The 13,284-nt window shown below is 59.0% G+C and carries 15 protein-coding genes; 1 reads left to right on the top strand and 14 read right to left on the bottom strand.

Translation table 11 applies throughout. The annotated features are described in order from the left end of the window. Positions 1-55: 55 nt before the first annotated feature. From GF111_RS17020 to GF111_RS16985, 8 genes are all read right to left on the bottom strand, one after another. Positions 56-1,312 (bottom strand): MFS transporter, encoded by a 1,257-nt coding sequence (locus GF111_RS17020; RefSeq protein ID WP_038874278.1) that lies wholly within the window; start codon positions 1,310-1,312, stop codon positions 56-58. 23 nt (positions 1,313-1,335) lie between these two features. Beyond that, positions 1,336-2,547, bottom strand: coding sequence for an NAD(P)/FAD-dependent oxidoreductase (locus GF111_RS17015; protein WP_055311970.1), 1,212 nt, complete (start codon positions 2,545-2,547; stop codon positions 1,336-1,338). Beyond that, positions 2,544-3,485 carry a VOC family protein gene (locus tag GF111_RS17010; protein WP_047729878.1) on the bottom strand — a complete coding sequence of 314 codons (942 nt, stop codon included), beginning with the start codon at positions 3,483-3,485 and terminating at the stop codon, positions 2,544-2,546. The genes GF111_RS17015 and GF111_RS17010 overlap by 4 nt, the downstream gene beginning before the upstream one ends. Positions 3,486-3,594: 109 nt before the next feature. Next, on the bottom strand, positions 3,595-4,389 hold the full coding sequence (locus GF111_RS17005) for an IclR family transcriptional regulator (RefSeq protein ID WP_004937625.1): 795 nt from the start codon (positions 4,387-4,389) through the stop codon (positions 3,595-3,597). A gap of 36 nt (positions 4,390-4,425) precedes the next feature. Next, positions 4,426-5,181 carry an SDR family oxidoreductase gene (locus GF111_RS17000; RefSeq protein ID WP_047729877.1) on the bottom strand — a complete coding sequence of 252 codons (756 nt, stop codon included), beginning with the start codon at positions 5,179-5,181 and terminating at the stop codon, positions 4,426-4,428. Continuing rightward, entirely contained in the window at positions 5,178-6,221 is a 1,044-nt protein-coding gene (locus GF111_RS16995) for an aromatic ring-hydroxylating dioxygenase subunit alpha (RefSeq protein ID WP_038874286.1), read from the bottom strand. Before GF111_RS16995 ends, GF111_RS17000 begins: the two co-directional genes overlap by 4 nt. 20 nt (positions 6,222-6,241) lie before the next feature. Next, on the bottom strand, positions 6,242-6,550 hold the full coding sequence (locus GF111_RS16990; protein ID WP_047729876.1) for a recombinase-like helix-turn-helix domain-containing protein: 309 nt from the start codon (positions 6,548-6,550) through the stop codon (positions 6,242-6,244). Positions 6,551-6,552: 2 nt separating this feature from the next. Then, positions 6,553-6,870: a non-heme iron oxygenase ferredoxin subunit gene (locus GF111_RS16985; protein WP_004937614.1), complete on the bottom strand. Its 318-nt coding sequence runs from the start codon at positions 6,868-6,870 to the stop codon at positions 6,553-6,555. Between the two features lie 398 nt (positions 6,871-7,268). Here GF111_RS16985 and GF111_RS16980 point away from each other — a divergent pair, with 398 nt between their 5' ends. Next, a complete protein-coding gene (locus GF111_RS16980; RefSeq protein WP_147190359.1) occupies positions 7,269-8,510 on the top strand; it encodes an MFS transporter in 1,242 nt (413 codons plus the stop codon). Between the two features lie 110 nt (positions 8,511-8,620). On the opposite strand, the gene GF111_RS16975 is transcribed toward GF111_RS16980, so the two are convergent. From GF111_RS16975 to GF111_RS16950, 6 genes are all read right to left on the bottom strand, one after another. Next, a complete protein-coding gene (locus GF111_RS16975; protein WP_033638576.1) occupies positions 8,621-8,773 on the bottom strand; it encodes a Hok/Gef family protein in 153 nt (50 codons plus the stop codon). Positions 8,774-9,108: 335 nt separating this feature from the next. Next, on the bottom strand, positions 9,109-10,029 hold the full coding sequence (gene speB, locus GF111_RS16970; RefSeq protein WP_004937606.1) for an agmatinase: 921 nt from the start codon (positions 10,027-10,029) through the stop codon (positions 9,109-9,111). 352 nt (positions 10,030-10,381) lie between these two features. Next, positions 10,382-10,927: a fimbrial protein gene (locus tag GF111_RS16965; RefSeq protein ID WP_038874461.1), complete on the bottom strand. Its 546-nt coding sequence runs from the start codon at positions 10,925-10,927 to the stop codon at positions 10,382-10,384. A gap of 316 nt (positions 10,928-11,243) precedes the next feature. Continuing rightward, positions 11,244-11,780, bottom strand: a complete 537-nt coding sequence (locus GF111_RS16960) for a fimbrial protein (protein ID WP_147095941.1) — start codon at positions 11,778-11,780, stop codon at positions 11,244-11,246. Positions 11,781-11,819: 39 nt separating this feature from the next. Beyond that, entirely contained in the window at positions 11,820-12,353 is a 534-nt protein-coding gene (locus GF111_RS16955) for a fimbrial protein (protein ID WP_071845358.1), read from the bottom strand. Positions 12,354-12,361: 8 nt separating this feature from the next. Further along, positions 12,362-13,282 carry a fimbrial protein gene (locus tag GF111_RS16950; RefSeq protein WP_049194135.1) on the bottom strand — a complete coding sequence of 307 codons (921 nt, stop codon included), beginning with the start codon at positions 13,280-13,282 and terminating at the stop codon, positions 12,362-12,364. Positions 13,283-13,284 lie beyond the last annotated feature (2 nt).

Here is a 13,284-nt window from a genome sequence, read left to right as displayed (position 1 = left end):
ACGAACTTGCCGCCTAGCCACAGCATGAAATCCATTGGGCTTAGCAATTGTTAATTCAGTACTTTCTCAGTAACGGCAGCAGAATGAGGCAGCCGACGAAAGCCATCACCACCAGGAACAGCAGGCCGTTATCCATATTGCCGGTGGCGGCGATCAACGCCCCCATCAGCACCGGCGCCAGCGCGCCGGCAAAATTGCCCAACCCGTTAAAGATGCCACCGGCGGTAGCGCTGACCTTGCTGCTGGTCGCCTTCGCCAACAGCGCGAAAATATTCGGCGCGCCGGCGCCCCACATAAAGGTGCTGAAGGCCATGGCGGCGATCACGCTGTAGGTGCCCTGCAGGTGCAGCACCACCGCCAGACCGAGGCCGGCGCCGCACAGCGACAGGAAGCAAGCCAGCGCGCGCCGATCCAGCTTGTCCGACAGCCAGGCACCCAGCACTTCGCCGAGCAGCATGGCGATGAACGGCAGCGAAGAGAGGTAACCGGCATGCTCCAGATGAATGCCTTTCCCCTTGATCAGGTAGCTCGGCAACCAGCCGTTCATGCCCCACAGGTAGGTCAGGAAGGCGATGTTGAACAGGCAGATCATCCAAAAGTGCGGGCTGCGCAGCAGCTCGCGGCGATGCTGTTGGCGTTCGGACACCGCCGGCTTGGTCGCCGCCGCCGGGCGCGCGACGTTCAGGTGGCGCATGCCGAACAGCACCAGCAACATCACCGGCAACGTCAGAAACGCCATAAAGAAGAAGGTGGCCTGCCAGTCGAAGGTATTGAGGATGTACAGGGTGACCGGGAAGCCAAGCGCGGCGCCCAGCGGCGTGCCGAGCAGCCACAGCATGGTGGCGCGCGCCTGCAGCTGCGGCGGGAAGGCCTGACGAATAATGGCGTAGGCCATCGGCAGCAGCGGCCCTTCGGCGATGCCGAGCAGAATGCGCAGCGTCATCATGGCGTGATAGGAACGCACCATCCCCATCAACACCATCAGCACGCCCCACACCACCATCATGCCAATCAATACCTTGACCGGATTAAGCCGATCGCCGATGCCGCTGAGCAGCATCGAGGAAATGCCGTAGGAGAACAGAAACGCGCTCATCAGCAAGCCCAGCCGCGCCGGGTCAAAACCGATCCCTAACGCCTGCTGGAACTCACTATCGGAAAACAGCGCCGCGATGCTGATCTTGTCGAAAAACGCCAACAGCACGCAGGCAAACAGCGCAATCGGCACCGACCAGCGCACCCGCTGCTGCGGATTTTCGGCAACGGCTTCCCCCGCCCGTCCAGCGCGGGCGTCAATGTCTTGCGTAGTCATAAAACGCTCCCGAGGTTCGGGCGTTATTTCAACGCCATCAAAGAAAACTCCGCATCCGCCAGCTGCTGCGGATCCAGCACCCGGCCGCTCGCCAACCAACGCTTGCCGAGCTTGATGGTGCGCGCGTCGTTGAACGCCACCATCTGCACCAGCTGCCGATCGGCGTTCAGCGTGAAGAACACCTGCGACTGCGGCGTGCGGCGCACCACATGGTGCACGCCGCCGCTCGGCACGCCGAGGATCTGGATATTGGCGTCGTATTGATCCGACCAAAGCCAGGCCACGTCGTCATACGGGGCGGCGAAGGCGTCGAGCATCGCGCAGGCGGTGCTGATGGCCTGATTTTGCGCGTAGGCCCAGGACTGCAGGCACAGGCCGAGCGTCGGGTGGCGCGCCACATCGCCGGCGGCGAAGATCGCCGGATGGCTGGTGCGCCCCTGGCCGTCGACCACGATGCCGGACTCGATCGCCAGCCCGGCGCTGCGCGCCAGTTCGAGATTCAGCTCGACGCCGATCCCCACCACCACCAGATCGAAGGCCTGCGGATCGCTGACTTCGCTGCCGATCCAGGCGGCGCCGTCGCGATCTTCCAGCGAGATCTCGCCGCAGCCGCACAGCACCGTGACGCCCTGCTGGCGATGCAGTTCGAGCAACGCCTGTGAGACGTCGGCGCCGACGCTGCGCATGCACAGCGCAGGCTGGCGTTCAAACACCGTCACCTCGATGCCGAGACGGCGCGCGGAAGCGGCGATCTCCAGCCCGATCCAACCGCCGCCGACGATCGCCAGGCGACGGCAGCCCTGCAGGCCCTGCCGCAACCGGGCCGCATCGTCCCAGGAACGCAGCGTCATCACGCGCGGGTGCTGCGCCCAGGCGGCGCTCGGCACACGCGGCCGCCCGCCGGTGGCGATCAGCAACTGCTCGAACTGCAGCCGTTGCCCGTCGCTGAGCGTGACGATTTGCTGTTCTGCATCAATGGACTCGGCGCGCAGCGGGCGACGCCAGTCGATATTCAGCTCCGCCACCGTCTGTTCGCTGAACAGCCGGCTGAGGGGAGCTGCGGCATCCAGCAGCGCCGCTTTCGACAGCGGCGGCCGCTCGTAAAAATCGTAGGGTTCGTCGCTGACAACCGTCAGCCGGCCGCTGTAACCGCGATCGCGCAGCGTCTTGGCCGCCCAGCCGCCGGCCTGGCCGCCGCCGACGATAACGATGCCCGCGTGTTCCGGCCGTTTCATAACGCCTCCGCCTTTTTATGCTGGCGGCGCGTGTCGTGATCGATGCCGCCCTCTACCGCCCATTCGGTGAAGGAGACCAATGAATGCTCCAGCTCGCGCGGCTGCCAGTTTTCCGTCAGATAATCGTCGTTGGTGTAGTACTCGAACGCGCCGCCGGTCGGGCTGTTGACGTACCAGAAATAGGCCGAGGAGATCGGGTGGCGGCCGGGGCCGATAAAGGTGCTCCACTTCTCTTTGTTCATGGCGATGCCGCCGCCGATCACTTCGTGGATATCGCGCACGGTGAATGCCACGTGGTTCAGGCCCCGTGGGCGGTTCGGCAGCTTCAGCAGGAACAGGTTATGGTGGCCGCCGCGCGCCTGGGTGCGCAGGAAGACGGCGCGATCGATATAGCGATCGGAAACCTGGAAATCCAACAGCTCGCGATAGAAACGCTCGGTCGCCGCCAGATCCTCAACGAAGAACACCACGTGGCCAATGTTGATCGGCTGCGCCTGCGAATAAACCGGGCTGGGTTGATCGATGCGGCGCACGTCGCCCCATTGGTTGATCGGCGTGACCGGCACCTCGACCGCCTGCTGGCGGCTGACGACGAAGCGCAGCGTCATGCCGTTGGGATCGAGGCATTCCAGCTCTTCTCCCACCTGACGGAAGCCGGGCATCAGCGCCAAACGCGGCTGCAGACGCGCCAGATCGGCGGGCGAGGCCACGCCCCAGGTCATGCGGCGCAGGGTTGAACCGCCCTCAAACGCCGCAGGCAGCGCCGCGCTTTGCAACGGGTGCAGGACAACCCGCGCCCCGCTCAGGGTAGTGAATTCGCGCTGCGGTTCGCCCCAATGTTGCGTGGCGGGCTGCAGGCCGAAGTCTTGCATGAATTTTTCGCAGGTTGGCAGATCTTCGACGCCAAACTCCAGTTTTTCGATTCCGATTACGCTCATTGTTCAGCCTCACGTTCTCGCTGCATACGGTTTTCAGGCATGAGTGAACCCCGGCCCCTGTTTGCTACGGGCCTTATCCCTGCCTGAGTAAAAGAGTCGGTCCTGTCGGTTAGCCGACGTTGGCCTGCGGCGGCGCGCCGAGGAAGCCGGAAATTTTCTCCGCCGCGTCGCGCACTTCCATGCGCAGCCGCTCGCGATCCGCTTTCGGGATCTCATCGGACGGCACCATGATGCTGACCACCGCCTCGACCCGCTGCTCGCGGTTGAAGATCGGGTAGACGATCGAGGAGATGCCGTGGCGGAAGAACGATTCGCCGATCACATAGCCGCGCGCTTTGTCTTGCTGCACCATCTGCCACAGCGTTTCGCGATCCGCCGGGGTGCCCGGCGCATTGCCCGGCAGCTGCGCGTCCGGATAAAGTTGTTCGAACTCGCTGCGGGTGGCGCTGGTCAACAGCATGCGCCCAAGCGAGGTTTGGTGCACCGGCAAACGGGTGCCGACGCTGACCTGATTGATCTGCGAACCGGCGGCGCTGACGCGGGCGATGTAGATAACGTCGCGCCCATCGCGGATCGCCAGATGGCTGCTGCACTGGCTGCGATCGCGCAGCTGCTCGATCACCGGCTGGCCGGCCTGCGCCACGTCCAGCGACGCGATGTATTCGAAGCCAAGGCGCAGCACCTTGATGCCGAGCGCAAAGGTGTTGGTGCGCGGATTGCGCTCCAAAAAGCCCAGGTGCTCGAGCGTCTGCACCACGCGGTAAGCGGTGGCCTTCGGCATATCGACCAGGCGATGCAACTCGGCGAAAGTCATTTCCTTATGCTGCTCGCCAAACGCCAGCAGCAACTGCAACCCGCGATCCAGTCCCGGGATCAGATACTTACATGCTTGCTCGTCCGCCATCTCTCGCTCCTGCGCTGTGCGCCTGCCCTGCGGGCCTCAGTTGAATACGAAGCCGCCGTTGACCGGCAGCAGTTGGCCGGTGACGAAATCCGCCAGCGACGACAGCAGATAAAGCACCGTACCGTTCACATCGTCCGGATGCTGCGCCCCGGCCAGCGCGCGCCCCTGCTCGTAAAGCTGATGGCGCTCGGCGGGCACATACTCGGTGGCTTCCACCCGCGTCAGGCCTGGTGCGATGGCGTTGACGCAGATCCCCTGCGGACCCAACTCGCGCGCCATCGAGCGGGTCATCGCGATCAGCGCGCCTTTGCTGGCGACATAGGCCATCAGGCGCGGCGCGCCCCACAGCGCAGTGTCCGACGCCACGTTGACGATTTTGGCGTGCGGGTTGCGTGCCAGCAGCGGCACCGCCGCCTGACTCACAAGCCAGGTGCCGCGCACGTTGACCTGCATCACCCGATCCCACAGGTCGATATCGTATTCCATCATGGTTTTGCCACCGACGCCGGTCGCCAACGCCGCGTTGTTCACCAGGCCGTCGATCCCGCCGCCTGCGGCGATCTTCTCGAACGCCGAACGGATCGAGTCCGGTGACGCCAGATCGATCGTCTGCGTTTCCACCTGAGCGCCCTGCTCGCGCAGCGCAGCGCCGCTCGCCGCCAGCTCATCCGCCAGAATGTCGCACATCACCACCTGTGCGCCGGCAGCGGCGATGGCGGCAGCGAAGCTGTAGCCCAGGCCGCGCGCCGCCCCGGTGACCACGATGCGTTTACCGTTCAGCAGGCCGTTCACTGCGCCGCCTCCCGCTCGCGCAGCGTCGCCAGCTGTTTCTGCGCCTCTTTCTGCATCAGGCGGCGCAGTCGAGAAAGACCAACGTCGTGCTGGTACAGGTATTCGCGGCCGCGGGCGTTAGGCGCCATGTTCTCAAGCACGATGCGATCCTGCTCGAGCACGTCCCAATGCAATGATTCCAGGCGGTTGCGGTACATGAAGCGCCACATGTCGCGCTGCCAGTCTTTGACCTTACGGATGCGCCAGAAGAAGACCCGGCAGTGATCCTTGTCTTCCGGCACCACCATGCCGATGATCCAAAAGTGACCACCCGGCCCGAAACGCTTCTTGTATGGGATCGACAGGCGCATCCAATAGGCGCCGCTGCTGCCGAACTCCACCCAATCGAAGTTGACGCCGATCTGGCCGTTCTTCTTGAAGATAAACCCGCTGTCGGTCGGTTCCAGCCCCATGTCCGCCTTGCGATCCCCTTCCGCCATCGAGTGCGAGGAGGAGTGCAGGTAGGTGCCGTGCATCGGATCCATCACGTTTTCCAGGGCGTATTGGTAGTTGCAGTTCCAGCTGGCGGTGCACAGGAAGTTGCTGTACGAGGCTTCGTCCGCCAGCTCTTGCGGGAAAGTCAGCGCCGCCGGCGCTTCATCCGCCGTCACGCCGAAATAGAGGAACACGGCGCCGTAGGCTTCTTTGGCCGGGTAAGACCGCAGGCATTTTTGCCCTACCAGCGGGCAGCGATCCACTGCCGGCACGTCTTTCACCGTCCCGTCGCCGCCGACCTCTACCCCGTGATACCAGCAGGCGATGCGATCGCCGAGGTTCCACCCCATGGAAAGCCGCGCGCCGCGGTGCGGGCAGCGGTCTTCCAGCGCGTGGATCTGGCCTTCGCCGTCGCGCCATACCACGATTTGCTGCTCCAGACGGGTGATGCCGACCGGGTTGTTGCCCACTTCCCAGCTGGCCAGCACCGGATACCACATGCCGCGCAACCCTTGGTCAAGATAGTCCTGCAAGCTCTGTTCGGAGGATGTTGTGTTTGCTGTCATTGTCTTCTCCCGGATGTGGCTCAGAAACCGTTAACGTGAAGGAATTCGCGGAACGTCGCCTCATTCCACGGCTGGCCGCTGCGATCGAACAGGCGGCGCTGATTCAACGCGCTGACGATCTGCTCCAGCTCTTCCGCACCCTGATCGAAGATCGTTTCCAGCGCCGCCACCAGGGCGGCTTCGAAACCGTCCGGCACACGAGCACGGTTTTGCCAGATGACATTGCGGAACTGGCCCGGCTGATGGATTTGACCGTTGCCGCCTTCGCGGGCCGGCGTCACCTGTTGGGTGTCCGGCAGCCAGGGATTGAAATCGGTAATGTGCTGCATGATTACTCCTCCGCGATAAAGGTGATCTGGATTTGGTTGTCGACCACCCGGGTGGGATAGGTTTGCAGATCGCGACCGCCCGGCTCGCGCAGGCACTGGCCGGTGCGCACGTCAAACAGCGCTTCGTGCAGCGGGCACTCAACCTTGCCGTCGTCTACAAACCCCTGGCTGAGCAAGGCATAAGCATGCGGGCAAACGTCTTCCAGCGCGTAGTAGTTACCGTCGAGCAGGTACACCCCGATCTCTTTTCCTTCCACTTTGCCGGAGAAAGGAAAATCTTCTTTCACCTGAGACACTTCGCACACATTCTTCCAGCTCATTGCTTTTGTCCCCTATCTGATTGTTTCATATATGAAACTCAGTTTCTTATTTAATACAGCCACTATAGGTCTGGCGAAACTTTCGTCAAGCGAGCGGAACGGCAAATGTTAATGAAAGGTTGTTTAAAAATGACAAATGCGGGAAGGATCACGAAATCATGCACCGATATGAAAAACCTATGTCAGTTGTGCGCTCCCTTACTAATTTATGGCAAAAAATGCGTTGATCCCGGCGGCGAATTGCGCGTAAAAGTGTTCTCTCGCTGTCTTTTACACCCAATTTTATAACAATAAATTTACATCAATCAGCCTCATCCCCCGCATTTGCGCGAAATGGCATCCGCGGGTGAGTTTACTGCTGCCTGAATTCGTCAACCGCTCGCATTGAGGAACGCAACGTGCAACAACGTCAACGCTGGTTTGGGGTGATCGCCCTGCTGTTTCTGATCGTTATCGCCTATGCGGATCGGGTCAATATCGCCGTGATGCTGGTCAATCCCGACTTCCTGCAACACTTCCAACTCGGCGGCGACCGCGCCCACCAGGGCACGCTGATGACGGTTTTTTTGCTCGGCTACGGCCTGTCCGCCATGTTGCTGACGCCGTTTCTGGAAACGCTGATGGGTTACCGCCGCGCGCTGACGCTGAGCGTGGTGCTGTGGGCGCTGCTCACCGCCGCCTCGCCGCTGGCGGGATCGCTGATGCTGCTGTGCGTGGTGCGCGCGCTGCTTGGCGTCAGCGAGGGGCCGCTGTTCTCGCTGAAGACCATGTACATCAGCGACCATTTCGCCGCCGACGAGCGCGGCAAGCCCAACGCGGTCAGCGCGCTGGGCGTTTCATTGGGGCTGGTGCTCGGCTTTCCGCTGGTGAGTTTTCTGATGGCGCATTTCGGCTGGGCGATGTCGTTTCACCTGCTGGCGCTGCTCAACCTGCTGCTGGGGCTGGCGCTGGTGCGGCTGTTCGTTCATCCCCTCGCCCTGTCTTCACCCTCGCGCCCTGCTGCTCCGCAACCGGTGCTGAGCCGCGTCTGGCACACCTTTGCGCTGGCCTGGCGCACGCCGATGCTCGGCTGGATCCTGCTGATCGAGATCGCCACGCTCAGCTATCTGTGGGGCTCCAGCTCCTGGCTGCCGGCGTATCTGACCGATGAAAAGGGGTTCTCCATCAAGCAGATGGGCTGGATGGCCGCGCTGCCTTTCATCGTCAGCATCGCCTCCAAATACCTCGGCGGCGTGTTGCTCGATCGTATCCGCCCTTATCAAGCGCCGCTGATCTTCGTCTGCGGCGGCGCAGCGACCGCGCTGTGCATCTATGGCGTGATGAACAGCCATCAGCTTGGCTGGATCGCCTTCTTCCTGCTGGCGGCCAATGCCTGTTGGGGCGCGCAGGGTGCGGCGATCCCTACCCTGCTGCAACATTATGCGCGGCCGGAGGCGGTCGGCAGCGCCTATGGGCTGATCAACGGCATCGGCAATCTGTTTTCGGCGTTTGTGCCGATGGCGATGGGCATGGTGATGGCCAGCCAGGGCAAGGTGTCTTCAGGCTTTGCGGTGCTGATCGCCTCGCAGCTGCTGACATTACTGGCGGGCGGCGCACTGTTTGGCCGCATGTTGCTGGCGCGGCAGGTAAAGCGGGCATAGACCCGTTTCTCTGTCCTGCGCGGCGGAAAACCGACAGCGTTGAGAGGGTGCTCATGGATCTGGACGCCAACAATCAGCAGACGGGGGACATCCCCCGTCGCCGAGTTGCCTTACCGTTCGGATTCGTAAGCCAAAATGGCCGCAACCTCCGTGTTGCCCGATCGGATCCGCAGCTCACACAGCGTGCTGCGAGTTATCCATGCCAGTGATATTACCGTGGCACAAATAACCACCAATTTTAACAGGCTCCGTTTGTTCGGCATCATGCCTTCTTCTCCTTGCCTCGCGGCGGGTAAGAGGCTAACTTAACGTTGTCTGGCGTTAGAGTAGGCCTCGGGTTGATGGATATCGACTCGGGGCTTTTCTCTTTGTACCTTTCACGCAGGCTCCAGAGACAAAGATCCAGAGCACCCGCGCGCAGTATATGCATCCTCCCCGCAATCCCGGTTCCTTTTCTCTGACTCAGTTTCATTTCTGCGCAGAATTGCGCAAAGGCGTTGCAACAGGCTGAAAATCGCAGCGCGGATGGCGACAAATGAAATAAAAAAAGCGGCCCCATACGATGGGAGCCGCTTTTTCAGCGAGGCGTGGCCTGGCGTCAGGCGTGTTTCTTCGCCGCCTGCAGGTACAGCATCTCCAGGCCCAGGGTCGCCGCGGCCAGCGCAGTGATCTCGGACTGATCATAGGCCGGCGCCACTTCTACCACGTCCATGCCGACGATGTTCAGCGACTGCATGCCGCGCACCAGTTTCAGCGCACGATCGGAAGTCAGGCCGCCGATCACCGGCGTGCCGGTGCCCGGTGCGAACGCCGGATCCAGGCAGTCGATGTCGAAGGTCAGGTACACCGGCATATCGCCGACGATGCCTTTGATCTGGGTCAGCAGGTCGTCCACGCTGCGATCGTTCACCTGCGCGGCGTCCAGCACGGTAAAGCCGTTGTCATGATCGAACTCGGTGCGAATACCGATCTGCACCGAGTGGTGCGGATCGATCAGGCCTTCGTTCGGAGCATGGTAGAACATGGTGCCGTGGTCGAACTTGCTGCCGTTGGCGTAGGTATCGGTATGGGCGTCGAAGTGCACCAGCGCCAGCTTGCCGAAATGCTTGGCGTGCGCGCGCAGCAGCGGCAGGGTCACGAAGTGGTCGCCGCCGAACGAGAGCATACGCTTACCGGCCTTCAGCAGTTTCTCCGCGTGCGCCTGCAGCTTGTCGCTCATGTCCTGCGCATCGCCGAAATTGAACACGATGTCGCCGCAGTCAACCACGTTCAGCCGATCGCGCAGATCGAAGCTCCACGGCCAACGGTTGCCTTCCCAGGCCAGGTTGGTGGATACCTGACGAATAGCCGCCGGGCCGTGACGGCCACCGGCGCGACCGGAGGTCGCCATGTCAAACGGAATGCCGGTGATGACCCACTCTGCATCGCTGTCGTAAGGCATGAAGTTCAGCGGAAAGCGCAGGAAACCAAAGGCGTTGGACACTAATGAATTATCGGACTGATGGCCTAAGGTGCTCATAGTAAACCCTCGTAGTTCAACAAGTTGCCGGGCGCAGACGCCGGGCCGTTACAAAAAAAAATCCCTCCCGCGTCGTTAGCCCGACGAGAAAGGGATTTATTCGATGTGTGTTTCGGTGCTACCGATACGGCAGATTATGGCCGCATTTTTCCTAAGCTTCAAGCGGGTGAGAGCGACAATATCTGAACGAGCAAGGTTCATATCCTGCCCTGGCATGCCAGTTCATTCGTTCCAAGACGGAACAGCCAACCTCCCTTAAAACCTCCTATAACCAGTAACGACTCCGTTCGCCGAGAACAAATCTCAATATCGCTTATCTACCCCGCCCTCATCTCTGGCACGAACCTTATGCTCAAAGATAGTCCAGTGATACTTGCAACATGGTATTGCCACTGCCCCCACTGATATTATCGCTAACTGAAACATATTGAGCATAGAAACGAGCCCATTGTTTATTATGTTGCTGGGTCCAGGGTATTTGGTAATGAAACGTCGGTCGACCATTAGGTTTGGCAACTCGCTCATCACCGTTTATCCTGGTTATCAACTTCAGTCCTATCCCTTTAGCACCACTTACCTCATCCAGTGCAAACACTTCAGGATTGGCATCCGAAGCTTTACCTTCAAGCCGTACGCCTACGAGCGAAGAAGCCCCACATTCAATTTCCAGATCGAATATCTTTTCAAGACTTCCATCACCGATAGAACTGAACATCGACCGATTAACCTCCCCCATTTCAATCGTCATATCTTTCGAACTGGTAGCTATATTACAGGCACTTTCCGACACCCTGCCGGTAATATTGATATTGCCATCCGCTGCGTACACCAGTGGTGTCAACATAGCTGCACTAAGTAATGCTAACAGCGGTATCGTTCTTTTTACTTTCGTTATCATAGCTAAATTCCTTATGACTGGACGGGGTATTATTTATGCTGATAATTTAAATAACCCGACGGAGCGATACATCGGGTGGATTGGTTTAGTTATAGAGCAGGGTAAACTGTACAGCGGCATTAGCACGGCCTATAAAAGCGTACGGTGACTCCCATGAGCCACCATCAACGGCTACCTGTACCCCAACTCCAGATGCAACAGAGTCACTATTTAATTCAAAGGTGTTTCTTCTCTCGTATCGGTTAGCTTCACTACCATGAATACTGAAGTCGGCTCTTAAATCCGGGACACAGTCATATTGATAGATTTCAACCACTCACATATAGATAAGACTGATCTGCACGGTAGTATTAGCGCTGCCAGGAACAATATCCTTAATATATCCAGAAGAATTATAATACCTAGCATAAAAATATAGCGTAGCCTCACCTAAAGAGTTAGGGGTAACATATACTCTTTCATCCCCAGGGCCTATGCTCGTATACTCATTAATAGCTGGGAAGTAGCCACCTATGGCGATAACAACTCCCTTAGCCGTAGATTCCTTATCCAAATAAAAATATTTCCCAAAATTAGAATTTAATCCCGAACCATCAAAACGAATGCCAATACGAGCGCTCCCATCTGGTGGACACCCCGTAGCCTTAAGGCTAAAATAAGAAGTTGACTGAGCATATACAACATCCTTCCGACTAACATTCCCCAATGGCACGGTCATTGTTTTACTTTCATCAGTCAGATTACAGCTGGCATGAACGAATGTTACCTCAGATTTTAATGTAGCATCTGAAGCCAAAGCCGAGAATACTGTTCCAAAACTGCTTAACAACAAGCCGAAAATTACCTTTTTCATTATAATCCCCTTATAGTGCAACGCACCACCCAGAAGCAATTAGTTATATGCAACAGAAATTTGGACATTGACATTAGCCTTTCCAACTGTAATAAATTTATTTTTATCCAGACGAGAAACACCAAAAGTAAATGGAATAACATTTCTACTTCCCGCTCCTGTGTTTAGCCCGCCTGCGTCTAAATAGTCATTAGGTGCGATATATTTATAATTCTCATCATATATATAAAATGACACATTACTCGCCGCACCTGGCTGATCATGATTATCCGGCACAAAAGATCGTCCATCGTAAGATGAAACATTACCTTCAAATTTAATACGTACAAAATCCACAGGGCAGTCCAATAATGTAATCGCCCTCTTTTCAGATGCGCCAGATTCATGCTTTACAGAATTACCCAGCCGCGTACCAAAATCTACGATGATATTCTTGGACTCATCATCAACCCGGCATGTTCCTTCCCGTACCTGACCTGTCACATTAATATTCCCGTCTGCCGCGTATAGCGGCTGCGCCAGCATGGCAGTACCGAGCAGCGTCAGGGGCAGTGCTATTTTTCTCATCATCATCTTCGTCCTTATTGATAGGTGAGGCTAAAGGTCGCCACCGCGTTGGCCTCGCCGGCGGCGATCTGCGGTTGCGTTTGGTAATAACGGGCGCTGAATGGGTAGCTGCGCAATCCCTGCAAGGCCGTTTCTAACGGCAGCCGTTCGCCCAGCACCAGCGGCGCGCCGCGATAAAGCAATTGCACCCCTACGCCGCGTGCGCTGGACTGCTCATCGGGATTAACCAGCGCTAATACGCCAGGCATATCGCCGTCTGCGGCGATGCCATCGAATTGAATATTGACCCGCGCACCGGCGTCACAGGCCAGATCCAGCAGGAAAGGCTGTTCGCCGCGCGTGCTGCCCACGCCGCGAAAATCGCTGCGCGCCACTTCACCCAACGCGACGGTGCGATGACGGCTGCCCTGCAGCTCACAGGCTAAACGAGCGATCGCGACCGGTTTTTGCAAGGCGATATCCAACACCGCTTGGCCGTTGAGGGTGCGGCGGGCCAGGGTTTCCGCCGTCAATACGCCGGAGGATAATGGCCCGGTCACCACCAGGCGCAGGCTGATTTGCCGTCTTCCGGCGGCAATGGCGCCGCTTGCCGGCCAACCACCGCTGAAGGCGGCGTCGGTATCCAGCGCATACCCCAGACCGCTGATAGTGGTGCCATAGACCGCGCTGTTGCCGCTTTTCAAACCGCTGTCGCTACCCAACAGGTTGAGGCGGGCCTCTTCCGCACCTTCACAGGGCGCCAGCGACGCCGCTTGCTGCACCTGGCGCGTGCCCTGCCATACCACACTGCCCACCGGCAGATCGCGTTGCAGCGTCTGTGCCGGAATGTCGAACAGCAGCCGTTCCGGGCTGCCGGCCGGTGGGCATTCCGCCCCCCAGACGCCGCCTGCTGCCCATAGCCCGCATAGGCAGAGCGTCCATACTCCTGCTTTCACCT

The organism is Serratia sp. HRI (assembly GCF_010119335.3).
In the GTDB taxonomy this organism is placed as follows: domain Bacteria; phylum Pseudomonadota; class Gammaproteobacteria; order Enterobacterales; family Enterobacteriaceae; genus Serratia; species Serratia nevei.
This window is presented reverse-complemented; position numbering and strand designations above follow the sequence as displayed.